21 protein-coding genes are annotated in these 25538 nt (G+C 33.9%); all 21 read left to right on the forward strand.

Translation table 11 applies throughout. From position 1 onward, the window contains the following. The first annotated feature begins 3 nt into the window (after positions 1-3). Positions 4-576: a dTDP-4-dehydrorhamnose 3,5-epimerase gene (rfbC, locus tag FGQ66_RS06880; protein ID WP_005880979.1), complete on the forward strand. Its 573-nt coding sequence runs from the start codon at positions 4-6 to the stop codon at positions 574-576. A 24-nt stretch (positions 577-600) separates the two neighbouring features. Continuing rightward, a complete protein-coding gene (gene rfbB / locus FGQ66_RS06885; RefSeq protein ID WP_053108853.1) occupies positions 601-1629 on the forward strand; it encodes a dTDP-glucose 4,6-dehydratase in 1029 nt (342 codons plus the stop codon). Between the two features lie 151 nt (positions 1630-1780). Beyond that, positions 1781-2629 (forward strand): dTDP-4-dehydrorhamnose reductase, encoded by an 849-nt coding sequence (gene rfbD, locus FGQ66_RS06890; RefSeq protein WP_113845394.1) that lies wholly within the window; start codon positions 1781-1783, stop codon positions 2627-2629. A 56-nt stretch (positions 2630-2685) separates the two neighbouring features. Beyond that, positions 2686-4713, forward strand: a complete 2028-nt coding sequence (locus FGQ66_RS06895; RefSeq protein ID WP_113845395.1) for a DUF7657 domain-containing protein — start codon at positions 2686-2688, stop codon at positions 4711-4713. Positions 4714-4934: 221 nt separating this feature from the next. Further along, positions 4935-6176, forward strand: coding sequence for an EpaQ family protein (locus tag FGQ66_RS06900; protein WP_270777852.1), 1242 nt, complete (start codon positions 4935-4937; stop codon positions 6174-6176). 310 nt (positions 6177-6486) lie between these two features. Beyond that, positions 6487-7293: an ABC transporter permease gene (locus tag FGQ66_RS06905; RefSeq protein WP_005880971.1), complete on the forward strand. Its 807-nt coding sequence runs from the start codon at positions 6487-6489 to the stop codon at positions 7291-7293. An 11-nt stretch (positions 7294-7304) separates the two neighbouring features. Next, the gene (locus FGQ66_RS06910; protein WP_053111845.1) at positions 7305-8525 is read left to right on the forward strand and encodes an ABC transporter ATP-binding protein; all 1221 of its coding nucleotides are present in this window, start codon (positions 7305-7307) and stop codon (positions 8523-8525) included. Beyond that, on the forward strand, positions 8515-10101 hold the full coding sequence (locus FGQ66_RS06915) for a class I SAM-dependent methyltransferase (RefSeq protein ID WP_138302044.1): 1587 nt from the start codon (positions 8515-8517) through the stop codon (positions 10099-10101). Before FGQ66_RS06910 ends, FGQ66_RS06915 begins: the two co-directional genes overlap by 11 nt. Before the next feature lie 39 nt (positions 10102-10140). Then, positions 10141-12279, forward strand: coding sequence for a glycosyltransferase family 2 protein (locus FGQ66_RS06920; RefSeq protein WP_081133868.1), 2139 nt, complete (start codon positions 10141-10143; stop codon positions 12277-12279). 207 nt (positions 12280-12486) lie between these two features. Beyond that, positions 12487-13878, forward strand: coding sequence for a sugar transferase (locus FGQ66_RS06925; RefSeq protein WP_081133867.1), 1392 nt, complete (start codon positions 12487-12489; stop codon positions 13876-13878). A gap of 51 nt (positions 13879-13929) precedes the next feature. Then, positions 13930-14733 (forward strand): glycosyltransferase, encoded by an 804-nt coding sequence (locus FGQ66_RS06930; RefSeq protein ID WP_081134018.1) that lies wholly within the window; start codon positions 13930-13932, stop codon positions 14731-14733. A gap of 33 nt (positions 14734-14766) precedes the next feature. Further along, positions 14767-15621: a LicD family protein gene (locus FGQ66_RS06935; protein WP_095444042.1), complete on the forward strand. Its 855-nt coding sequence runs from the start codon at positions 14767-14769 to the stop codon at positions 15619-15621. Then, positions 15618-16319 (forward strand): IspD/TarI family cytidylyltransferase, encoded by a 702-nt coding sequence (locus tag FGQ66_RS06940; RefSeq protein WP_005880956.1) that lies wholly within the window; start codon positions 15618-15620, stop codon positions 16317-16319. The genes FGQ66_RS06935 and FGQ66_RS06940 overlap by 4 nt, the downstream gene beginning before the upstream one ends. Before the next feature lie 9 nt (positions 16320-16328). Further along, the gene (locus FGQ66_RS06945; RefSeq protein ID WP_081133866.1) at positions 16329-17384 is read left to right on the forward strand and encodes an NAD-dependent epimerase/dehydratase family protein; all 1056 of its coding nucleotides are present in this window, start codon (positions 16329-16331) and stop codon (positions 17382-17384) included. Beyond that, complete coding sequence (locus FGQ66_RS06950; protein WP_081133865.1) at positions 17385-18362, forward strand: glycosyltransferase; 978 nt, start codon at positions 17385-17387, stop codon at positions 18360-18362. It abuts the gene before it with no gap. 1 nt (position 18363) lies between these two features. Beyond that, positions 18364-19344, forward strand: coding sequence for a glycosyltransferase family 2 protein (locus FGQ66_RS06955; protein WP_081133864.1), 981 nt, complete (start codon positions 18364-18366; stop codon positions 19342-19344). A 5-nt stretch (positions 19345-19349) separates the two neighbouring features. Further along, positions 19350-20828 (forward strand): O-antigen polysaccharide polymerase Wzy family protein, encoded by a 1479-nt coding sequence (locus FGQ66_RS06960; protein ID WP_095443780.1) that lies wholly within the window; start codon positions 19350-19352, stop codon positions 20826-20828. A gap of 9 nt (positions 20829-20837) precedes the next feature. Then, positions 20838-22379, forward strand: a complete 1542-nt coding sequence (locus FGQ66_RS06965) for a lipopolysaccharide biosynthesis protein (RefSeq protein ID WP_095443781.1) — start codon at positions 20838-20840, stop codon at positions 22377-22379. Further along, positions 22376-23530: a glycosyltransferase gene (locus FGQ66_RS06970; RefSeq protein WP_138302045.1), complete on the forward strand. Its 1155-nt coding sequence runs from the start codon at positions 22376-22378 to the stop codon at positions 23528-23530. The genes FGQ66_RS06965 and FGQ66_RS06970 overlap by 4 nt, the downstream gene beginning before the upstream one ends. A gap of 23 nt (positions 23531-23553) precedes the next feature. Continuing rightward, the gene (locus tag FGQ66_RS06975; RefSeq protein ID WP_095443783.1) at positions 23554-24459 is read left to right on the forward strand and encodes a hypothetical protein; all 906 of its coding nucleotides are present in this window, start codon (positions 23554-23556) and stop codon (positions 24457-24459) included. A 5-nt stretch (positions 24460-24464) separates the two neighbouring features. Continuing rightward, positions 24465-25412, forward strand: coding sequence for an NAD-dependent epimerase/dehydratase family protein (locus FGQ66_RS06980; protein WP_095443784.1), 948 nt, complete (start codon positions 24465-24467; stop codon positions 25410-25412). Positions 25413-25538: the final 126 nt, after the last annotated feature.

Here is a 25538-nt window from a genome sequence, read left to right on the forward strand (position 1 = left end):
GTAATGAAAGTAACCAATACAAAATTAACAGATGTTAAAATCATCGAAATGGATGTTTTTGGCGATCATCGTGGTTTTTTTACAGAAAGTTATTCAAAAGCAAAATTTGCTGAATATGGCTTAGACTTCGATTTCGTCCAAGACAATCATTCGCTGTCAGCTGAAGCTGGCGTTCTTCGTGGCCTTCATTTCCAAAAAGGAGAAGCAGCGCAAACAAAACTGATCCGAGTAACATCAGGGGCTGTTTTAGATGTAGTCGTGGATATCAGAAAAGGAAGTCCTACCTATGGTCAATGGGATGGGTTCATCTTGTCTGAACACAATCATCGTCAGTTGTTAGTACCAAAAGGATACGCCCATGGCTTTGTCACACTTACACCAAATGTAAACTTTCTTTATAAATGTGACAACTACTATAATGCTGAAGCAGATGGCGGCATCGCGTTTGATGATCCGGATCTAGCAATTGAATGGCCAATCGATCTTTCAAAGGCAATCATGTCTGAAAAAGACCACAACCATCCGACTTTAAAAGAATTTGAAGCAGAAAATCCATTTGTTTATGGTGAAATCTAACAGTTGACGAGGAGTGAGATTCATATGAAAAATATCATTGTTACTGGTGGTGCCGGCTTTATCGGTTCCAACTTTGTCCACTATGTGGTAAATAATCATCCAGAAGTCCATGTAACCGTCTTAGACAAGTTGACATATGCTGGAAACAAAGAGAATCTGGCGGGGCTTCCTAGCGATCGTGTAGAATTAGTCGTAGGAGATATTGCTGATGCGACAATCGTTGATTCTTTAGTAAAAAATGCAGATGCTGTCGTGCACTATGCGGCAGAATCACATAATGATAATTCTTTAAAAGATCCATTTCCATTTGTTCAAACGAACATCATAGGCACGTATACATTACTTGAAGCTTGCCGTAAATACAACGTTCGTTATCATCATGTCTCAACAGACGAAGTCTATGGAGATCTTCCACTACGTGAAGACTTGCCTGGGCATGGAGAAGGAGTAGGCGAAAAATTTACTGCTGAAACACCGTATAACCCATCAAGCCCTTATTCTTCAACGAAAGCTGGCTCAGATTTGTTAGTCAAAGCGTGGGTGCGTTCTTTCGGTTTACAAGCGACGATTTCAAATTGCTCAAATAATTATGGCCCATATCAGCATATTGAGAAATTTATTCCACGACAAATCACCAACGTTTTAAGTGGCATTCGTCCAAAATTATACGGCGAAGGTAAAAATGTTCGTGACTGGATCCATACAAACGATCACTCTTCTGCTGTGTGGTTGATCTTGACTAAAGGAAAGATCGGCGAAACTTATCTGATCGGTGCAGATGGTGAAGAAGACAATAAAACAGTGATGGAATTGATTTTAGAATTGATGGGGCAACCTAAAGATGCTTATGATCATGTCAATGATCGCGCGGGTCATGATCTTCGCTATGCGATTGATTCAACAAAATTACGTGAAGAACTTGGTTGGAAACCAGAATTCACTAATTTCCGTGACGGTTTAGCCGACACTATCAAATGGTATGAAGACCATCAAGACTGGTGGAAAAAAGAAAAAGAAGCTGTTGAAGCAGCTTATGCTAAAAACGGACAGTAGATCCACTACACGTAGCTTGTCGGTATCTGAGAAGATGCGGTTGGTAACGTGAAAATATATTGTTTTACTTATGTATCACAAATTATAAAAGGGGAGCTGTGACAATTGTTACAGACCCTTTTTTAAAACGATAAAAGAGGAGAGAACAACAATGATTTTATTAACAGGAGGAAATGGACAACTTGGAACAGAGTTGCGCCACTTATTAGATGAAAAAGGACTATCTTATGTATCAACAGATGCGAAAGAATTAGACATTACAGATGCTGAAAAAACAATGGCTTATATCACTGAATTGAAACCAGAAATCATTTTCCATTGTGCAGCGTATACTGCGGTAGATAAAGCCGAAGAAGAAGGCAAAGAATTAGATGAAAAAATCAATGTGGATGGAACAAAAAATGTGGCGCTTGCAGCTAAAGCATCAGGGGCAAAATTAGTGTATATCAGCACGGACTATGTCTTTGATGGCAAAAATAAAGACAAAGAATATGAAGTTGATGATGAAACGAATCCTTTGAATGAATATGGCCGCACAAAATTATTGGGAGAACAAGCTGTCCAAGATATTTTAGATGATTACTACATTATCCGTACTTCTTGGGTATTCGGTATTTATGGTCATAACTTTGTCTTCACGATGCAACGTTTGGCAGAAACCCATGATCGCTTGACGGTCGTCAATGATCAGTTTGGTCGACCAACATGGACAAGAACACTTGCAGAATTCATGGTCTACGTGATTGAACAACAAGCGCCTTACGGTATTTATCATTTGTCGAATGAAGATAGCTGTTCATGGTATGAATTCGCCAAAGAAATCTTAAAAGAAACAAATGTTGAAGTGGCACCAGTCACTTCAGAAGAATATCCACAAAAAGCCGTCCGCCCGCAATATTCTGTCATGAGTTTGAAAAAAGCAGAGGAATTAGGTTTTGTTATCCCTACTTGGCAGGAAGCATTGGAAAAAATGCTAGTGGCAGCCAAAAATAATCAATAGATATGAATGTTTTTCCTCATTATTAAAAGAAAAGAAACAAGAAATTGGAGAATGATATGGAAAAACAAACAAGAAGTGCACGACAGACATCGAAAAGAAAAGAACAGTCAGGTTTTTCTTTTCTTGATGTATTTCTAAAACTTCGTTATTTGATTGGTCTTTTAGTCATCGTAGTCATTGTTACGTTCAATCTAAATGGCAGTTCTCTCGGCACATGGGATAAATATATCTCACAACGAGAAGATGGTAAGAAGACAGATGTGATTTTTGGCCAAAATCGAGAGGTGCGTTCAGATGAATGGTTAGTCCAAACGCCATTTTATCTTTCACAAGCTGAAAATGATTATCCCTTAGTAAATGATGATTATTCACTAAGTGGTCAAAATATGATCATTGCTTATAATTCGCCAGTAAAAGATATCACAGTGATCGGCAAACCTTTTAACTGGGGCTTCTTTTTCCTTGGAAGAGATCGTGGGCTATCTTTTTATTGGGCGATGAAACTGGTTGTCATGGTCTTATTAGGCTTTGAAGTTTTAATGATCTTAACAAGAAAGAAAAAAGCATTGTCACTGATTGGTTCTTTTGCACTGACCTTTTCACCAGCTGTTCAATGGTGGTTCATGCAGCATGTAGGCGATCTGATATTCTTCACGTTAGGTCTGATGGTCGCTTTTTACCATTATTTTTACCAGCATGAGAAGAAGTGGCTCAGGGCGTTGATGATGTTGTTGGTTGTGATTTTTGGGCTCGGGTTTATCTTAGTCATTTATCCAGCGCATCAAGTGATGCTCGCATATTTGCTTGTCTTTTATTTTATTGGATTGCTGATCTACTACGGGAGAAAAATTACTTGGGATTGGTTCGATGCTGTTTTGATTATCGGAGCTGTTCTTTTTATTGGTGGGATCATGGTCCATTTTTGGCTCACTTCTAAAGATGCCTTGATGGCTTCGTTAAATACATTGTATCCTGGGAAACGTGTCAGTACAGGTGGAAATTGGACAATTGGTAAATTTTTCTATTTTCTGACAAACTGGAAGATTCCTTTTAAAGATATCACTTTTTCTAATAATTCAGAAGTGGCACTCTTTTATCACTTTTTCCCGACCGTTTTTTTGGCTAGTCCATTTGTGTTATTTGGCAAAAAAAATAGTGAACAAAAATTGTTTGGTCGAGTTTTGATGTTATTTTGTTTGTTTGCGATTTTTTGGATCACTGTGGGATTACCCAAGGAAATTGCTGAAATTACTCTATTGTCTTATGTACCAACGGCTAGAGCCTATTTAACATTTAGCTTTGCGGCTTGTCTACTGACGATATGGTTTATTGCGTATATTTGGCAAGAAGATGTTATTCCAACATGGTATAAATTTATCCTATTAATTGTGAATGCGGGGATTTATACGTATGCGTTGATGAATTCAAGAATGGCTGATTATTTTTCTGTTATGGAAATCACTGCAATTGTTGTGTTGGGAACCTTGATGTTGGCTTTTGTTTTATTCCATCATGCTCGTTTGTTCTATCTCTCGTTTGCAGCATTGATCGTGGCTTCTGGCTGTTTCGTCAATCCAGTCGTAGAAGGAACAGGGGCAATTTTTGAAAAAACATTGGCAAAAGAAATCCAACAAATCAATCAGCAAGATCCTGGAAAAGTGTGGTTGTCAGAAGATGAACTCTATAATTTTACGCCAACATTAGGTGTAAAATCATTTAATACAGTCCGTTTTTATCCAGATATGAATGCTTGGAAAAAAATCGATCCAGATAAAGAGTACGAGAAATACTACAATCGTTATGCCCATACGCGAGCGTTTATTGCGAAGGAGGACACTTCTTATATACTAGACCGCCCAGATATGTTTTCTGTAACGTTGAATTTCAAAGATGCAGAAAAGCTAGGGATCCGCTACGTAGTAAGCAAGCGTCCGTTAACAGATTATAATTTGCTTGGTGAAGCACAATTTACTCAACTTTATGGTCCAGATAACGACGGGTATAGGATATTTGAAGTGACTTATCCTGAAAATGATTTGAGTAATATCAATAACGCCACTACTGATAACGTAGTCAATTGGTAAAAATAAGAAAAATACAGCTATTACCTCGTCCTAAAACGATGAGTAAAAAGCTGATTTTCCGTAATAAGACGGATCATTTATAGAAATAGGATGAACTATTTTTAAATGATCTGTCTTTTTTTTCTTGGGAATTTCTTGCTATTTGATCGATTGTTAAAATAAAACTTTTGTTTATTTTTCAAAAACAGTATAATCAAATAGAATAGAAGGAGGGAAAGAAAATTCAAACGATAGTAGAAAAATTGATTAATAAAATGAGTGCAGTACTGTTATTATTACTTGTATCAGCTATTTTTTTCATTTGGACAGTAGGTCTAAGTGTTCCTTCAGCCACCTTTTTGTATAACAATAGTTCATTATTAGTGACATATGGTATCTTTATTTTATTTGCATTGAATCTCTACAAAATAAGAGGTTTTGACTTTTTCTATCTCGCAATTGCAGCAATAGTTTATTTCTTTTATGCTCATTTTCGCGATGTTAGAGATAGTTCAATGTATATTGACTTATTGATCCCTCTTATTGTGGCATTAGTACTGATCGTGAAATGGATCGAATTTGATAAATTGGATCGAGCAGTTTATATGCTGGTTTTTTATATCTTTTTAGGCATTACTGTTTATCGCGTATTCACTGAAATAAAGGTTCCAGAAGGACAAAGTATCTGGACGCCAAATAATGGACTTTCAGATATTTGGATCAATACCAATACGATTGGTAGTTCGTTGATGATGCTTTCCTTATTGATCAGCAGCTTTGCTAGTTCATTTGAACGATGGTATGTACGCTTGCTAGGGGTACCTGCGTTAGTTGCGGGTATTTTAGGGATTTGGGTCTGTCAATCGAGAGGGGCATTGATTGCCATGATCGTATTTGTTTTATTAGATATCTGGCCAAAGCAATTCTTTAAAAAGATCAGAGCTCCATTCCTAGGATACTTTGCCGTTGCTGTGTTGGCATTACCACTTTCCTTTTTAGCTGCTGTTTCAGAAAAAGTCAATATTTTCACGGGTAGAGAAGAAATCTGGTTGAAATTTTACGACACGATCGCAGAAAAAAGCCAACAGGTTTGGCTTGGAATGAAACCATTTATTTTTCAACGAGGAACGCAATATTTGGGTAACCATAACAGCTATAATTCATTCCTGAACCTCTATGGATTAATAGGTGTAGTAATCGCAGCAATTCTGCTCCTCGTCTACGTTGGAAGACTAACATTAAATGGTGACTTATCAAATGGACAAGTTACCTTCCTGTGGGCTTTTTTTGCAGTGATGATGCAGTCATTCATGGAAGATACACTTACCTCATTTGCTTGGTTACCAATTGTCTACCTACTATTAGCGATGACCACTCATCGTTATGATCTACCGAAACAACAGCCTGAATTGAATGCTATGCCAATAGAAACGGAAGAACCTACGACATCAAGAGTTGCCCGTCACTATGAAGCGACGCATTAAGAAAATGATTCATAGCGTATCTATTTCTAATGGTTAGTTCAATCAAGGAACCAGTTAAAAGTCGCCAATTACTAAAATTTGTAAATCAAATTTTAGTAATTGGCGACTTTTTCTTAGAGAAAGAGCATTTTGACTGTTGTCTAGGCAAGGGCTGCATTGCAATTACTGGCTATCTTTTGTAAAATAAGAACGTTAGAGTTAAGTTTACTTAATAGAAAATTAAGAAATAAAGAATATCGCAGTCCGTCAATAAAAATGTGGTAGAATGGCACATGACTGTAATTAACAGAAATTGCTTGGAGGAACACAAATGTTTAAAGATCTGTTTTTATTTATGAAAGATATCTATCAGAACAGAAAGTTATTGCTTCAATTTTCAGTAAATGATTTCAAGTCACGCTATGCGGGCTCTTTTTTAGGAATTTTATGGGCGTTCATCAACCCAGTATTTACTGTCTTGATCTACTGGTTAGTTTTCGGCTTTGGTCTAAAAGCAGCGATGACTGACGGAAAATATCCCTTTATCGTTTATTTGATCACTGGGATGGTTCCATGGTTCTTTTTCTCTGATGCATTTACTTCGACAACTCTTGTTTTTAGGGAGTATACGTATTTAGTGAAAAAAGTAGTGTTCAATATCCGCATTTTGCCAACGACTAAAATTTTAGCGAACCTTTATACCCATCTTTTCTTTATTTTGATTGGGTTATTAGTTGCGGCAATTTATGGGATTTTTCCTACTGCGATGACATTGCAATTGATTTATTATTTGTTCTGTATGTGCGCTTTTTTAACAGGATTGACTTGGTTGACTGCATCGATCCAACCCTTTTTACCCGATCTAATGCAGCTGATCACTATTTTACTACAGTTGATCATGTGGACATTGCCAATCCTTTGGAGTCCAGCACAATTTAACCCAATGATCATCAAGATCCTTAAATTGAACCCACTATATTACGTTGTCCAAGGCTACCGCGAATCATTCTTAAGTCAAGCTTGGTTCTGGGAGCATGGGATGTACACGTTGTATTTCTGGGTCTTCACGTTAGCTATTTTTATAATCGGATCTGCAGTGTTCCGTAGATTGAAACCACATTTTTCAGATGTGTTGTAAGGAGTATAAACATGACAGAGTATGCGATTAAATTAAACAATATTACAAAATCTTATAATATGTATGCAAAACCTTCAGATCGTTTTCGTGAAGCGTTGAATCCCTTTAAAAAATCTTATCATGATGTTTTTTATGCATTGAAAAATATCAATGTTGAAATAAAAAAAGGTGAGATGATCGGATTTGTTGGAGAAAACGGATCAGGAAAATCAACGATGCTTAAAATCATCACCGGGGTATTGACTCCGACTTCAGGCACAATGGAGATTGAAGGAAAAATCTCTGCTTTGCTAGAATTAGGTTCAGGATTCAATCCAGAGTATTCTGGCTATGAAAATATCTATTTAAATGGAATGGTCTTAGGCTTTTCTCGTGATGAGATCGACGGGATGGTTGATGATATCATTGAATTTGCCGATATCGGTGACCATATTTATCAGCCAGTAAAAACATACTCAAGTGGGATGTTCGTACGTTTAGCTTTTGCGGTTGCTATCAATGTCAATCCAGATATTTTGATCGTGGATGAAGCATTAGCTGTTGGTGACTTGGAGTTCCAATTGAAGTGTATGGAAAAATTTACTGAAATCAAAAATTCAGGTAAGACAATTTTATTCGTTTCTCATGACATCAGTTCAATCCGCCGATTCTGTGATCGTTCTTATTGGTTGAAAAATGGAGAAGTCGTGGAATACGGCGATACAATGGATGTTACCACGAATTATGAGAATTTCTTGAAGAAAAAATCAGTCAAGACAGTTGACCGAAACAAAAACCAAGTAGAACGTTTTGCTGCTCCAGATATTGTTGATGTGCTGAGCGCTGAACTATTAGATAAAGACAAAAAGCCGATCGATGTCCTTCAACAAGGAGAAACACTTTACGTCAAAGTAACTTACGAAGTAAAAGAAGAAACGATCAAAAATCCAGTGTTGGGGATTGCGTTACGAACAGTAGATAATTTTTATGTTTGTGGATTAAACACGTTGCTTGATGGAATCAAGATCCCTTGGAAGAAAGGGAAGAATGTTTTTTATTTAGAATACAACAAACTTGGCCTATTGGCTGGCGAGTATTATTTTGATGTAGCGGTCTTTGAAGAAAATGCCACTGTTCCTTTAGTCTACAAAACAAAATATATGAATCTATTTGTCAATGGTTCGTATATCGGTGAAGGAATCGTGATCTTGGACCATAAATGGGAAGAAGGTAATCAGAGCGATGAAATATGATTTTGAGATGGATTTAGACGAGCAAAGTAGTGTAGGTAAAATTGCTGCTCAAATCAAACCTGGAAGTAAAGTATTGGAATTTGGCCCAGGTAATGGCCGATTGACGAAACATTTGATCGGCGCAAAAAATTGTCAAGTAAGTATCGTGGAACTAGACAAAGAATTGTTTGATTTTGTCAATGAGTTTTCACAAGATGGCTTCTATGGCGATATCGAAAGTTTTGAATGGGCGAATTACTATGCTGGTCAAACATTTGACTATATCTTATTTGCAGATGTTTTAGAACATTTAGTCAATCCAGGAGCAACCTTGAAAAAGGTCAGAGAATTCTTAAATGAAGACGGTGAGATCCTCATCACATTTCCAAATCTCGTTCATAATTCAGTGATGATCCACCTCTTCAATAATGAACTACCTTGGGCTTCTTACGGTTTGTTAGATGAAACACACAATTCTTTTTATACGCATGATGGCTTCCAAAAAGTTTTTGAAAAAGCTGGGCTATATGTCAATATCGAGGATTACCTTTATTTAGCAGTAGGAGATACAGAGTTAAAATCAACGTATGAAGAATTACCTGAAGCGGTCCGTTATGATTTCAAAATGCGCCCATTCGGAGAAGTTTATCAGTATTTCTTTTCGTTGATGAAACATCCGGTGGAAAAGAACAAAGTTTCTGAACCGCAAAATTCAAATTATGTACGACTAATGGACATGAAACAAAAAACTGACAGTCAAGAAACGAGTCAAACGATTCCATTCAACAATCATACCGGTGAAAACCAAGTACTTTCTTTTTCTATCCCAGAAGATGTAGAAACTGTTTCCTTCTTGTTTGAGGAACAACCAAGTACCATTGAATTTCAAGTGGAGATTTCTGGGGAGAAAAGCGAGTATCTTCAAACAAATGCGGTGATACGCACACCAAGTGATTGCTACTTATTTGATGGAAAAGAACGACCAATGTTTCTTCTTTCTAATATTGCTGGGAAAGAGATAACGGTTCATTGCCATTATCGATTCATTGGTGAACTAACTAAAACGATGGAAGAATTGCTAGCTACGATCAAACCATTAGCAGCAAACCAACAGCAACTTGAAGCAAGAATCGATATGCTTGAAAAAGAAAACCAGCAATTAAGAAGCGATAAGACGACATTAGATCATTACTTGCAAACAACAACTACTCGTTATTATTCATTATTGGATGAACAAGAGTTCACAATCAAATCACGTGGGAAACGACTAAGAGAAACACCAAAGAAAATCCAAGCAAAAGAAATTTCTTTATGTGTCGATAGTCGATCATGGAATCCTGAAACGAAACTATTGACGATCATAGGATGGGGGATTTCGAATAGTGATCGTAAACCGTTAGCGTATCATTTGTCAGAAAACCAATCTCCTTATTTTAATGTGTTACAGGTTGAACGTCCTGAAGTCAATCAGGCAGAACAACTCCCAGCAGGAATGAAAGCTGGTTTTGAGTTACAGATACTAAGTGAGCAAGACCAACGCTCATTTATGGTCGAGTTGACAGCTGAGAATGGGCAAACATGGTTTGTTGAAATCTGATCACATTTATTCAAGAAAGATAAAGGAGAACGGAAGATAGTGCAAAAAAAAGAAATTGCCGTATTTATTGATAAAATCACCCGTGAACGAGCAACGGGCGATTTGCTGATCGTCGGTTGGGCAGTCGATGAGGTTACAAAAGAGATCCCTCATATCAAAGTAGATAAAGAAAATGTTATCGCAGAGGTAACAAATGTCGTTCGACTCGATATCAATCATTTATACAACTTAGATGTGAAAACACCAAGCGGTTTTTCGATCCGCTTATCTGGACGATTAAAAGGCAGAGCAATCTTAGACTTCCAGACCAAGAAACATCAAAATGGAATCGCTGTGAAACTAAATAGTCGTTACCCTTATGATGATGGACTAGAAACAGGTTGGGAAAAGAAAAAACGGTTATTGAAAAAAGGCATCAATTACGCCCGAACACATGGTGTAAAAAAAGCAATTCGCCGAGTAAAACTAGAACTAAAACCAGGTTCAATCGATTATGCAGAGTGGATCACTCGCCACGAAAATATCGATTTGAAAAGTCAACGAGAGCAGTCCAAACAATTTGATTATCGCCCGCTGATTTCAATAGCGATGCCCGTTTATAATGTAGAAATCAAATGGTTGGAAAAGTGTATCGATTCTGTGTTGAATCAAACTTATGACAACTGGGAATTGTGTATCAGTGATGACGCATCCACGGATCCAAAAATCAAGAAATGTTTAGAAGCTTATGAGAAAAAAGAGCCACGGATCAAAGTTGTTTTTCGAAAAGAAAATGGGCATATCAGTTTAGCAACCAATTCTGCGTTAGAAATCGCAACAGGTGAATTCATTGCATTGCTAGACAATGATGACGAATTACCACCCCATGCACTTTTTGAAGTAGTGAAAGTTTTAAATGAACGACCTGAACTTGATGTGATCTACAGCGACGAAGATAAGATCGATGCTGAGGGGAATCGTTTCGATCCACATTTCAAAGCAGATTGGTCACCAGATACTCTGATGGGAAATAATTACATTTCACATTTAGGCGTTTACCGATCCAGTATCGTCAAGTCACTTGGTGGGTTCAGAAAAGGCTATGAAGGGTCACAAGATTATGATTTAGTCTTACGAGTAACAGAACAGATCCCAGCAGACCATATTTATCATATTGATAAAGTACTTTATCACTGGCGAACGATTCCAGGTTCAACAGCCAGCAGCGGTGAAGCAAAAAGTTATATCTATGATTCTGGCGTGAAAGCCTTAACTGATGCATTAAATAGAAGAGGAATCAAAGGGACAGTTCGTCCAGGTTTGATTTCAGGTTTTTATGAAGTCACTTATGATGTAGTGCAAGAAGAGTTGGTCAGTGTCATTATCCCAACTAAAAATGGGTATGATGATTTGAAACTATGTGTGGACTCGATTATTGAAAAAACAAGTTATCCAAATTATGAGATAATTATTGCAGATAATGGAAGCACAGACCCTAAGATGCAAGAGCTGTTCGCCGAATATAAAAAGCAATTGCATGAACGGTTTATCGTAGAATTGATCGATATTCCTTTCAATTATTCTCGAATCAACAATTTAGCTGCCGAAAAAGCAAGTGGAAAGTATCTCTTATTTTTAAATAATGATACCGAAGTCATTGAACCAAATTGGATGACGACAATGGTCTCCTATGCTCAATTCGATCGTATCGGCTGTGTTGGAGCGAAATTATATTATCCAGATGATACGACTCAACATGCAGGAGTGCTAGTCGGGATTGGTGGCGTTGCAGGACATGCATTGAATAATTATGATCGGACCCACTGCGGTTATTTTGGACGGTTAGTCATCGATGTAAATTATCTAGCAGTTACTGCTGCTTGTATGATGGTTAAAACAGTTGATTTTAAAGCTGTCAATGGATTTGATGAAACATTAGAAGTGGCATTCAATGATGTCGATCTATGTTTGAAAATATATGAACTAGGCAGATACAACGTTTATGCACACCAAGTAGAACTTTATCACTTTGAATCAAAATCTAGAGGTTATGAAGATACCCCTGAAAAGCAAAAAAGATTTGCTGGTGAAATCAAAAAAATGCAAGACAAATGGCCAATCTATATTGCGCATGATCCATTTTACAATGATAATTTAACAAAAGAAGGAATCGGAGACTTTTCGCTGCGCCCTGATTAATCCATCAATAAAAAGCCGTTATGTTGCTAAGTCATTACACATAACGGCTTTTTACGTGGGCAAATATTAATGCATACAAGTTGTAAGTCGTTAAAAAAGCAAAAGCTGTTTTTTTTAATTTCCATTACAATTTGCTTATAAACTAGGTTTTTAAAGGTCGCTATGGTAAGATAATAGAGGTATTATTTTGTGATTAGGAGTGTATATATGAATAAAAATGGAGAATGGAGTGCTGCACGACGGATATTCATTATATTAATGGATGTTATTGTATACAATGTAGCAATATATAGTAGTTTCTTACTGAAATTTCGTGGAGAGGTGCCATTACGAAATTTCGAAACTTTCCAACACTCAGCATTTATTATTTCAGTGATTTTTATTGCGTTGAACATTTTGTTGGGTGCATATGTTTTTTATAATCGAATGGTCAGTGACATCGTGTTTGTCACAGTCATCGGTCAGGTATTGATGACACTAGGAATCATGGTAGTGACTTTTGCGGGCCGTTGGTTTGCTTTTCCACGTATTGTTATCTTACTCTCGTTTATCCTCGGTACGATTTTCTTAAGTATCTACCGTATTCTTGTCTATAAACTTTATTTACGAGTAAGTCGAGATAAAAAGGTCGTCATCATTGGGCTAGAAAAAGATGTCGCACCAGCGATCCAAAATTTTGGTTCAAAGAAAAACAATAAACATAAAGTCGAAGCAGTCATTCTTGATAACTATTACGAAAACATCAAAAATATGATTGAAGACATCGACATTGTCTATCTTGCTTCTCATATCAAAGAATCCGAAAAAATCAAAATCTATCAATTAGTTACTAAAAATGAAAAAAAATTATTTTTGAATACAACATTTGAAAACTTGACGATGATTAATCCGAATATTATGAATTTCGAAGATGAAAGTATCATTGAAGCATCTGGGTTTAGGATCCAACCAGAATATGAACTATTCAAGCGTTTATTCGATATCATCGTTTCACTTGTTTTACTAGTTATTGCTTCACCATTTATGATATTCACAGCAATCTTAGTCAAAGTGACATCACCTGGACCAATCATCTATAAACAAGTGCGAATCACAAAAAATCAAAAGGAATTTTCGATTTATAAATTCCGCTCGATGACCGCAACAGCAGAGGCAAAGTCCGGGCCAGTTTTAGCTAAAAGCAACGATGCACGAGTAACACCTGTAGGCAAATTTATTCGAGCTGTCCGCTTTGATGAATTGCCACAAATCTTCAATGTGCTTAAAGGGGATATGTCGATCGTAGGACCACGTCCTGAACGTCCTTTCTTCGTCGATCAGTTCAATGCAGAAAATCCTTATTATTACTTACGACACAATGTTCGTGCCGGTATCACCGGGTATGCACAAGTCTATGGGAAATATGTCTCTGATTACAACAGTAAATTGCGTTTTGACTTGCTTTATATTAAAAAATATTCATTGATGCTTGACTTAAAGATCTTATTACAAACTATCAAGATCTTGTTTGATAAAATGTCCTCTCAAGGACTAGAAGATGACGAAAATGTGATCTCATTGGCAGAAATTGATTTTCCAAATGAAAAAATCTTTCGCTAAAAAATATTTGAGAAGAAAGCAGGGAGAAATTTGAAAAATAAAAATATCAGTATGTTGCTTTCTTTGTATGATAAAGAAAAGCCGGAATATTTACGAGAAGCGCTCGCTAGTATTTTTAGACAGACAATTTTACCTGATGAAATTGTGTTAGTTTATGATGGGCCAATCAATAAAAAATTAGAAATAGTGGTAGAAACATTTGAAAAGAAATACCCTGATAAATTTAAATTAGTTAAATTAGAACAGAATCAAGGTTTGGGAGTGGCTCTAGCTAAAGGTCTAGAACATACGTCGAATCAACTGGTTGCTAGGATGGATACGGATGATATCATGGCTGAAAACCGTTTGGAAAAACAACTTGCTATATTTGAACAACGTCCAGAGATTGCTATTGTTGGAAGTAATATCGATGAATTCGTTAATAACAAGGAACACATAATCGGAAAAAGAATTGTTCCAGAATATAACGATGAAATACGCAAATTTTCGAAAAAAAGGAATCCGTTTAACCATATGACTGTGATGTTTGATAAGAATGCTATATTAAGTGTTGGTAATTATCAGCCATTGATTGGATTTGAAGACTATTACTTATGGGTAAGACTTTTGAAAGCAGGATTCCAAGGGTATAACGTGCAAGAACCTTTAGTTTATGCTAGAGCTGGTGCAGACATGTATGCAAGACGTGGAGGTATAAAATATCTTATGCCAGGATTAAAAGGACGTTATCATGTCTGGAGAGCCGGCCTAGGTACGGTAAAGGATTTTTTATTTGTATCATGTGCACATAGTCTAGTGTGTTTATTGCCTAATAAGTTAAGAGGGAAAATTTATCAGTCACAATTGAGAAAATAGGGGGATGTTTACTTGTATAGTAGTGATCCTAAAATGGAGAAATTACAAAAAATTACTTTAAAAATGGCTCAAGAAATTGTTGATTTCTGTAAGAAAAAACAGCTTATTTGCTATTTCTGTGGTGGCGGTGCAATTGGAGCAGTGAGAGAAAAGGGATTTATTCCTTGGGACGATGATCTTGATTTTTTTATGCCAAGACAAGATTATGAAAAATTTTATAAGCTTTGGTATGAATCAGAGATAAATAAGAAATATCCAATTCAAAAAGCTTCTAAAAATTATAATGATCATAATTCTTTTACAACGATTCGAGATGCGGATACTACCTTTATTAAAACTTATCAAAAAGATCTTGATATTGTACATGGAATAACGATTGATATCTTTCCTTTAGACGTTGCCCCAGATTCTAAATTCAGTAGAAAAATACAAAAAATGTGGGCTCTAGTATACGCTCTATTTTGTTCTCAAGTAGTTCCAGAAAACCATGGTGGGATCATGGCTACAGGTGGGAAAATATTGTTAAGTATTTTCAAGAAACAAAATATCCGTTACTATATTTGGTCTTTTGCAGAACGACAAATGACTAAGTATAATAAAAAACCAACTAAGTATGTAACAGAATTATGTGTTGGACCTAAATATATGGGAAACATTTATTATGCAGAGGACTTTTCAATTGCAAAGTTTGTGCCGTTTGAAAATACCGAAATGCCCATTCCAGTTGGTTATGATCGTTATTTAAAAACCGCTTTTGGTAATTATATGGAAAGACCATCCAAAGAAAATCAGAAAACAATTCACGATTCGATTTATATTGATCCAGATTGCTGTTACAAAGAGTATAGAGGGAAATACTATCTTACTGAAGGAGCGGAAGAAAAATGATCACAGCTATTATAATTGCCGGTGGAGTTGGCAAAAGAATGGGGCAAGATATCCCAAAGCAATTTATTACAATTGATGGAAAACCAATCATTATTTATACTTTGGAATCATTCCAACATCATCCACAAATTGATCGCATATTAGTTGTTTGCAAATCAGGCTGGGAAGAAACTATGTGGGCTTACATCAAAGAGTTTAACATTAGTAAAGTACAATGGGTGATCACCGGTGGATCTAAAGGACAAGAATCAATCAATAATGGCGTGCAGTTCTTAAAAGACTATTCTGAGGATGATGACACAATTATCATTCACGATGGTATTCGTCCATTAGTAGATGAGTTAGTATTATCTGATGTGATTGTCAAATGTAAAGAATATGGAAATGGTGTGACTTCTTTACCATATAATGAACAAATATTTATCAAAAAAACAGAAGAAACAACGGAACAGTATGTTGACCGCAATACGTTACGACGTGTTTCAACACCCCAAGCTTACCAATATGGCAAGTTGTTATCTGCTTACAATCGTGCAATCAAAGAAAATATTGGGATGACAGACTCATCTTATACAAACACAATGATGGTTGATCTTGGTGAAACTCTCTATTTTGCTGCGGGTTCTGATAAAAATATTAAGTTAACGACAACAGACGATTTAGAATTGTTCAAAGCATATTTAAAAATGAAAGACTAGGTGATGAGCATGGCTTTAAATGAGAATACGATATATCGTAATGACTTAATGAAGGTGATTAAGTACACGAAAGATTTAAAAAGCTTAGATGGAAAATCGCTATTGATGATTGGAGCTTCAGGAATGATTGGTTCATTTCTAGTTGATGTTTTGATGGTGGCAAACGAATATTTAGAAACCAATATCAAAGTATACGCTATGGGCAGAAACCGCAATAAGTTGGAAAAACGATTCCAATCCTATATCAATGATCGTAACTTTGAAATAATTGAAGGAGATGTTACGCAGCCATTCCCATCATCAATTACTGCTGATTATATTATTCATGGTGCTAGTAACACCCATCCAAAAGCCTATGCAACTGATCCTATTGGAACAATTATGACCAATCTTGCTGGAACTGAACAAGTCTTGAAACATGCTGTGGCTACGAAAGCAAGCAGAGTTCTTTTTCTTTCAACTGTCGAAATATATGGTGAAAATCGTGGAGATGTTGAAAAATTTACTGAAGATTATTGTGGCTATATCGATTGCAATACGTTACGAGCTGGCTATCCAGAAGGCAAACGGGTAAGTGAATCTCTTTGTCAAGCTTATATCGCAAAACATCATTTGGACATCGTTATTCCGAGATTATGTCGAACCTTTGGACCAACGATGTTGTTATCCGATTCGAAAGCATCTTCTCAATTCATCTTGAATGCAGTAAACGGTGAAGATATTATCTTAAAAAGTGAAGGAAACCAGTATTTTTCGTACATTTATGTAGGTGATGCTGTTTCTGCAATTCTTCATTTGTTACTTCATGGAGAAAGTGGCGAAGCGTATAATATCGCAGATGAAAATTTTGATTTGCATCTTAAAGATCTTGCCAAAAAATTAGCAGATATTGGAAATAAAGAAGTACGTTTTGAATTACCGGATGAGATCGAAAGCAAAGGTTTTTCTAAGGCGAATACAGCTATTTTAGACAATCAAAAAATTATCAATAGCGGTTGGCAGCCATTATTTTCATTAGATGAATCTTTGATCCATACAGTACAATTAGTTAAGGATGAGATATAAATGTGTGAGATTAGTATAATAGTTCCCATATATAACGTAGAACAGTATTTAAGAAAATGTGTAGATTCTATTTTAGCCCAAACATTTACGGATTTTGAAGTAATATTAGTAGATGATGGTTCTCCAGATAATAGTGGAGCAATTTGTGATGAGTATGCAAAATTAGATAGTCGAGTGCGAGTTATTCATAAAGAAAATGGTGGATTAAGTGATGCTCGTAATGCAGGAATTGAAATAGCTAAAGGAAAATATTTAGGATTTGTTGATAGTGATGACTTCATTGATAAAGATATGTATGAGATTTTGTATAACGCTTTTAGTGTAGAAGATGTCGATATGGCAATTGTCGGTTATTATGATGAATATGGTGATTGTATATTAAATATTGATAAGGATATAGAGAGTTTTACTGTCATAGATAGTACTCAAGCTATTGAAGAGATTCTCAAAGGAAGAAAATTAACCGCAAATGTTTGGAACAAGTTATATAAAAAAGAATTGTTCCAACATATCAGATTTCCTAAAGATGTTATAGCTGAAGATGCCTTTGTTATCATTGAACTTTTACTATTAGTAAATAAAGTAGGTGTAGCTACTAAACTTAAGTATCATTATATACACCGAAAAGAGAGCATTACATCTGCTAAATTTAGCGTTAAAGATATAGATACCATAACAGCATGGGAATATAATTATAATTTGATAAAGAAGAACATTCCAATTTTAGTTAGTGATGCACACGCAAGAGTAATATGGGCAAATTTCTTCGTTATTGATAAATTAGCATTAGTAAAAAGAACACCAGAAGAAGATAGATATTATAAAGAGATAAAGCTAACATTAAATAAAAATTTTTTTAAGATTATTAAAAGCAAAAATTTTACGTTTAATAGAAAAATTAGCTTTTTTACTTTACTCTTTTCAAACAGATTATATTCATATCTTGTGAAAAAAAATAATAGTAATAAATGGAGATAAGATGATTAGTATAATAGTTCCTATATATAATTCTGAAAAAACATTAAGAAGATGTTTATTATCAATTAAAAATCAAACTTATCAAAATATAGAAGTAATTTTGGTCAATGATGGTTCAGTAGATAATAGTGTAGAGATATGTAATGAGTTTGTAAGAGAGGATTCTAGATTCACTCTTATAAATCAAAAAAATATGGGGGCCGGAGGCGCAAGAAACACCGGTTTAAAGGCTTCTAAAGGATCGTATATTGGTTTTGTGGACAGTGATGATTTAATAGATATCGAAATGTTTGATATCTTATTAAAAAATCTATTAGAGTCTAAAGCGGATATATCCATAATCCAGTTAGAAAATATTTATAATCAAGAAAATGGGTCTTATTCAATAAATAATTATGAAGAAAGAAAAGATAAAATTATCTACTCCCAATTTGAAGCCTTAAAGAATATTTTAGACGGAAAGACATTTGGTACACATTCAGTTACAAAGCTATTTAAAAAAGATATATTCAAAAATAAAAATTATCCTAATAGTAGCTTTGCCGAAGATTCAGAGTTGATGATTGATATTTTTTTAGAAATAAATCAAGTTATTTATGAGAGTACACCATTATATTTTTATATTAGAAACAGTAATAGTTCAACTGAGGGGAAATTTAAGGTTGAAATGTTCAATATAATAAAAGTTTGGACTAAAAATGAAAAAAAAGTTATAGAAAAATTTCCAGAGTTATATGAAAATGCTCATAGTAGAGTCTGCTGGGCTTACTATTCAGTTTTGGATTTAATAATTAAGTCTAATGTGCAAAAAGAATATAAAAAAGAAGTCAAGCAGATAGTAAGTTTTTTGAGAAAAAATATGAGTTTTATACTTTTTAAAAGTAGACTTAGCTTGAATAGACGAATTGCAGGATTATTTTTACTAGTTGATTTGAGAATTTATAAATTATTGACAAAATTACAGTTTAAATTAAGAAGGTGAGTAGGATGCTAAAAAAACATTTGACAATAAGAAATGTTATAAGTTTAATAACAATTATTACTGGATGTATTCTATTTTTAAGTGGAGAATTATACAATAGCTATGAATTACAGGTATTTGGGATCACATTCATCTGGTTAAACAATATGTTTTTTTCTTTATATAATATAAAAAAGAGAGTAATATTCTTTTTTCTTAATGTAACTATGTTTACTCTTTTAATAAGTAGACCATTGATAGCAACAATTAGAGGAAGTAAATTTTGGTATTTTCCTTACAATAATATCAACTTTGCATTAACAGGAGTTTTCTTTAGTCTACTTTTTTTGTTCATAGGATCATTAGTAGCAACTATTGTTACTAAGAAAGTTATTAATAAGTCAATCTTGATAAATCAAGATACTCACGAAGATGAAAAAACTCATTTGTTGCGAATCACTTCAGGTGTCCTTTATATTATTTCTATATTGTCTACCTTACTTATAAATATTGAAAAATATTTATATGCTAAATCAACTAGTTATCTCGAATTTCATGCTGGTTTTACTTCCCATTTACCCTTTTTCATAAAGGGATTTTCATTGTTTAGCACATTTGCTTTATGTATATTTTTAGCAACATTTCCTACAAAAAAAAGAAGTATTACTATGCTAGCATTGTATGTTTTAACAACTGTTCCTACATTTCTTATGGGAAGTAGAAATAGCTTAGTATTAAGTTTTCTCTTTGCTTTGGTGTATGTCATAATGAGAAGTTTTTATGATAAAAAAGAAAGCTGGTTTGGCAAAAAAGAAGGAATCATTATTGGTGCCATGGTCCCTCCTGGGTTGTTTGGCTTAGGAATAATGAATTACCTGCGTGCAGGAGAATCTGCTCCAAAGGGGATATTCTCTATTATTATTGATTTTTTTTATAAACAAGGAACAACATTTGACACATTGAGTATAGGCTATAAGTTTATGGATAAACTTCCATTTTCAGAAATAAAATTATATACATTTGGACCTTTTCTTGATGCATTAAAGTATGGTGTAATAAGCCAAAAACTTTTTGGAATGAGAAGCATGAATGAAGGGAATAATTATTACCGAGGAATTGCTAGTTATCAATTAGCCAATAATCTAGATTATGTAAGTAGATGGAAGGATTTCTTTAAAGGAAATGGATTTGGTTCGTCTTTTATACTTGAAACGTACCTGGATTTTGGCTATATTGGAGTGATTATTTCTAGTTTTATTTTTGGAGTATTAACTATTTTATTTATAGTATACTTTAGAAAAAACAAAATATTTATTAATATATTTATATTAACATCTTTGATAAGTTTTTTCTTTTTACCACGAGATGCTACGCTTAGATGGGCAGTATTTATTTTAAAACCTTCGTTTTGGATGTGCGTTTGTTTTTGCTACGTTGGAGCATTTTTACTAAGTAAATTTAAAAGTAAAAAAATAGTAAAATATTTTAGTACTTTATTTAATTAGGAGGATATTTTGAAAAAGAAAAGCAGAATGCAATACTCTCTTATTAATTCGAGTGTTTCAGCGACTATATATATTTTTAACATTTTAATTAAATTTATTTCTAGAAGTATATTTATTTACTTTTTAGGAGCTGAATATCTCGGATTAAATGGATTATTTACAAATATTTTATCTATGTTGTCTTTAGCTGAATTAGGAGTTGGTACTTCAATAGTCTATTCTCTATACTCACCAATTGCCAAAGGCGATGAGAGTAAAATTAATTCGTTAATGCATCTATATAAGAAAATATACACGTTTATTGGTTTAGCAATAGGAGTATTAGGAATCATGTTGGTGCCTCTATTACCCTATATGATTGGTGATGCAAGATATATCAAAAATATTTATGTGATATATTTCTTATTTTTAATAAATTCTGTAAGTAGTTATTTTTTTACTTACAACAGATCGTTGCTTATTGCGGATCAAAAATCATATATTCCAGTGGTATATGATTTTTTATGTAATTGTTTTGTTACAATATTTCAATTTATAAGCCTATACTTTTATCAAAATTATATAATTTTTTTATGTATACAAATATTAGGTACAATTACAGCAAATGTACTATTGACATTTAAGGTAAAGAAATATTATCCGTATTTAAAAAAATCCAAATCTTATTCTTTGGATAATGAAACTAAGGAAACTTTGAAAAGAAATACAATAGGGAATTTATCTTCCAAAATTGGCGGCGTAGTGGTTAGTGGTACTGACAACATTTTTATTTCTTCCTTTGTAGGTATTAGTACGGTAGGGATATACTCAAATTATATTTTGATTGTTAATAGCATAAGAGGGCTCTGCGGACAAATAACTAACTCAATTACTTCAAGTATTGGTAACGTTGCTGTTGATAAAGATGATCATTTAAGTATCAAAGTATTTGAGCGTCATAACTTTGTGAATTTCACTTTAACATACTATTCAAGTATAATACTAATTGCTACAATAAATCCATTTATTGATTTTTGGGTGGGATCAAAATATAAATTATCATCGATGACCGTGTTTTTAATTATCCTTAATTTTGTAATATTGATGATGAGAAACTCATCAATAGTTTTCATCGAAGCATTTGGTTTGGCTTGGCAACAAAGATGGAAATCTGTGATTGAGGCAATCCTTAATATCGTATTTTCATTTTTCTTTTTGTTAGTTTTTAAATTAGGTATTAATGGAGTACTTTTTGCTACAACAATATCTTCTTTACTGACTGTTTGTTGGATTGAACCTTACGTAGTGTATAAATATGGACTACATTCTTCTATCTATAATTATATAAAAATTGTCTCGAAGCAGTTAATTACATTGGTAATCGCAACAACAATTATATTTTTTGTGATTGTGGGGAGATTCGCTTCTAATCTGACAGGAATACTACTATATGCAACAACAAGTTTTATTGTGGGAACTATTATATATCTATTAGTCTATTTTAAAGCTCCTGAACTGCGATTTTTATACGTTACATTGATTAATATTTTTCGAAAGAAGTTGATTAAATGAATGTAGGATTTATATCTGATAGTTTTCCAATGGGAGGCATTGCTAGAGTAGTTACATTAATAGGTAATGGTATTGAGAAATTTGATAACAATTCATTTTATTTAAGTGCATCTGGAGATAGCTCAAATTTTTATAAAATACCTTCAAATAAGCTTACCGTCTCTAGGTATAAGATTAGAGAAACTAAAATTTTAAAGTATGCAACTTATATAAAAAAATATACTGAACTAGCATTAAATAATAAAAGTGTAAATCTAGCTAATTACATGAATAAACAATATATGGCAATTTCAGAATTTATACAGTCTAAACATCTAGATGTTATCATAATATGTAGATACGATCTTACTTTTTTGGTTCCCAAATTAAAGAAAAAGTTTCCTGGCTTAAAAGTGATAGTATGGATACATGGACCTGTAAATATATACACGGAAAAGAAAGAGAGAATAAAATATTTAGAATTTTATAAGGATAGTCTTTTAAAAAGTGATGCTGTTGTATGCTTAACTGAATATGACATTGCTGCTTTAGCAAAAATAAATATCAAAGGAATGAAAATATATAATCCGATTATTTATGAAAAAAACGACGACTGTATAAATACGGAAAGAAATAATAATATTTTGTGTGTTTCAAGGCTTGATATAGAGAGCAAAGGAATAGATATTTTAATAAAATTGGCAGATAAACTACCAGATAATTGGAATGTTAATCTAATAGGAGATGGGACAAAATCACAGATAGAAAAATTCCAATATTTGTATTCTAAAATGAAATATCCATCAAAAATAAATTACTTAGGACCTAAAAATTCTGATGAATTAGCCATATACTATAGAAATTCTAAAATTCTAGTCTCACCTGCATTATATGAAGGTTTTGGATTAACGCTTGTTGAGGCAATGAATTTTGGATTACCTGTTGTTACTTTTGAAACGACAGGCGCAATGGAAATAACTCAGAATGGTAAGTTTGGATATCTTGTGAAAGATTTTTCAGAAAAAAGATTCATAAAAGACACGATTGATTTAGTTAATAATGAGAAAATTTTAACAGAATATGCTCAACTAGCTCTTTTAAGAAGCAATACTTTTTCATTAAATTCTATAGTACGACAATGGAAAGAGTTATTAAAGTATGTGACTTCATAATTAAGAAAGTGTAGGAAAAGTAATTGAAAAAAATTATTTATTTAATAGGGATCATAAGTATATTTTTAATTCTAGTTGGTTGTACAAAAAATGTGGAAAATGCTCACTTGTCATTTGATGAACCTGCTTTTTATGCCGATAGTGAGGGGAAAGTCGAAATAACGGGTACATTGAAAAATGGTGAAAATGGAATTTTAGATGGGAATATCAATACGAAAAATATCAAAGTAAAAGTAAATTCAAAAGGTAGATTTAAGATATACTATAATATACAAAATATTCATGATGATAAAATATATTTAGGAATAAAATCAAATGGTACTATAGTTGGCGAAGAGGCTGATATAATTATCAATCCTAAAACTAGAGATGATTATTTAGTTTCGGCAAATGACATAATAAATCAATATCGTGAAGATGGTAATATGGTTTTAAATCCATCTGAAATTAGTGAAAATGATATGGCTAATGTTGGTTTATCCATAAATAAAATTTCTCCGATGACATCTATGCAATTTGAAGTCAAAACAATTAGCAATTGTGATGCAAAGGTGAGAATTTTTACATTCAGTTCATATGAAGAATTAAATAATGCCTATCTGTACTTAATTCAAAATACAAGAAGTTTAATAAATTTTGAAGGTATAAATTTAAACATACCAGATACACCTGATTTTATTTCTCCAGTTGTAAATGATATTAAAACAAATAATGATCCTCAGCTATCTGAAAAATACTCTTATTATATTAACAACGTTAATAAAGAACCTTTACTGTTCTCCTGGGTTTATGAAACTTGGATTGAAGATTCTGGCTACGTTCTTATACAACAGGATCCTGAAATAAGCAAAAATGTGGCAGGGGAATATGAGAGTGAAATAAATCTATTATTGAACAAAAATAAGATTAATGAATCAGAAGTGGAGTGAAATTCATGAAAAAAATATTGATCACCGGTGGGGCCGGTTTTATTGGTTCTACCTTGGCCAATCATTTGGGAAAAGAGAATGTGGTAATCGTCGTCGATGACTTATCGATGGGAAAAATAGAAAATCTGGATATGACGAAAAATATCACTTTTATTGAGGGAGATGTCGCAGATAAATCCTTGATGGAAGAGATCATGAAAGCTAATCAATTTGATTATATCTTCCATTTAGCAGCAGTTGCTAGTGTGGCTGATTCAGTTGCTAGACCGGTGGAAACACATCGTGTGAATTTTGAAAGTGTATTGATGATTCTAGAATTGATCCGTAAGTACCAACCTGATTTAAAACGAATCGTATTTAGTTCTTCAGCGGCTGTTTATGGGGATGAACCGACCTTACCAAAAAAAGAAGAGTCTGTGATTCGACCATTGACACCTTATGCAGTTGATAAATTTGCTGCAGAACAATATGTGCTAGACTATTGTCATTTGTATGATGTACCTGGTAGCGCAGTTCGTTTCTTCAATGTCTACGGACCAAATCAAAATCCAAATTCTCCATATAGCGGCGTGATTTCTATTCTGATAGATCGCTACAAGAAACAACTAGCAGGAGAGAAAGCTTCCTTTACATTATTCGGTGATGGGAGCCAGTCTAGAGATTTTGTTTATATAGAGGATGTGATCCAAGCGTTACTTTTAGTTGCAAATGAAAAAGCAGCATTGGGGACACAATTCAATGTTGGAACAGGTAAAGCTACCACGCTTTTGGAATTGATTCATGCAATCGATAAAATTCTTGACGTAGAACTGGCGCTTGAATATAAAGAAGAGCGTTCAGGTGATATCCATGACTCTCTAGCAGATATCACTAAGATCCAGTCAATTGGTTACCAACCGAAATATGATATTTTAAGTGGAATGACTAATTATATAAAAACTGAAATCAACTAAACGAGGTTGAGACAAAAGTGTTTCGCATCAAGAAATAAAAAGGAATTTCCGAAAATTTCTCCTCCAATTTTTGGGAAATTTCAACGTATTTTCCGAGGATGCGACGTTTGTCTCACCGTTTATCCA

Source organism: Enterococcus sp. BSD2780061688st2 D3 (assembly GCF_005844145.1).
Lineage (GTDB): Bacteria > Bacillota > Bacilli > Lactobacillales > Enterococcaceae > Enterococcus_B > Enterococcus_B durans.

What these genes read in the sequence shown, in the direction of transcription:
- rfbC (WP_005880979.1), top strand. Translation starts at nt 4, where the DNA reads ATGAAAGTAACCAATACAAAATTAACAGATGTTAAAATCATCGAAATG.
- rfbB (WP_053108853.1), top strand. Translation starts at nt 601, where the DNA reads ATGAAAAATATCATTGTTACTGGTGGTGCCGGCTTTATCGGTTCCAAC.
- rfbD (WP_113845394.1), top strand. Translation starts at nt 1,781, where the DNA reads ATGATTTTATTAACAGGAGGAAATGGACAACTTGGAACAGAGTTGCGC.
- FGQ66_RS06895 (WP_113845395.1), top strand. Translation starts at nt 2,686, where the DNA reads ATGGAAAAACAAACAAGAAGTGCACGACAGACATCGAAAAGAAAAGAA.
- FGQ66_RS06905 (WP_005880971.1), top strand. Translation starts at nt 6,487, where the DNA reads ATGTTTAAAGATCTGTTTTTATTTATGAAAGATATCTATCAGAACAGA.
- FGQ66_RS06910 (WP_053111845.1), top strand. Translation starts at nt 7,305, where the DNA reads ATGACAGAGTATGCGATTAAATTAAACAATATTACAAAATCTTATAAT.
- FGQ66_RS06915 (WP_138302044.1), top strand. Translation starts at nt 8,515, where the DNA reads ATGAAATATGATTTTGAGATGGATTTAGACGAGCAAAGTAGTGTAGGT.
- FGQ66_RS06925 (WP_081133867.1), top strand. Translation starts at nt 12,487, where the DNA reads ATGAATAAAAATGGAGAATGGAGTGCTGCACGACGGATATTCATTATA.
- FGQ66_RS06930 (WP_081134018.1), top strand. Translation starts at nt 13,930, where the DNA reads ATGTTGCTTTCTTTGTATGATAAAGAAAAGCCGGAATATTTACGAGAA.
- FGQ66_RS06935 (WP_095444042.1), top strand. Translation starts at nt 14,767, where the DNA reads ATGGAGAAATTACAAAAAATTACTTTAAAAATGGCTCAAGAAATTGTT.
- FGQ66_RS06940 (WP_005880956.1), top strand. Translation starts at nt 15,618, where the DNA reads ATGATCACAGCTATTATAATTGCCGGTGGAGTTGGCAAAAGAATGGGG.
- FGQ66_RS06945 (WP_081133866.1), top strand. Translation starts at nt 16,329, where the DNA reads ATGGCTTTAAATGAGAATACGATATATCGTAATGACTTAATGAAGGTG.
- FGQ66_RS06950 (WP_081133865.1), top strand. Translation starts at nt 17,385, where the DNA reads ATGTGTGAGATTAGTATAATAGTTCCCATATATAACGTAGAACAGTAT.
- FGQ66_RS06955 (WP_081133864.1), top strand. Translation starts at nt 18,364, where the DNA reads ATGATTAGTATAATAGTTCCTATATATAATTCTGAAAAAACATTAAGA.
- FGQ66_RS06960 (WP_095443780.1), top strand. Translation starts at nt 19,350, where the DNA reads ATGCTAAAAAAACATTTGACAATAAGAAATGTTATAAGTTTAATAACA.
- FGQ66_RS06970 (WP_138302045.1), top strand. Translation starts at nt 22,376, where the DNA reads ATGAATGTAGGATTTATATCTGATAGTTTTCCAATGGGAGGCATTGCT.
- FGQ66_RS06980 (WP_095443784.1), top strand. Translation starts at nt 24,465, where the DNA reads ATGAAAAAAATATTGATCACCGGTGGGGCCGGTTTTATTGGTTCTACC.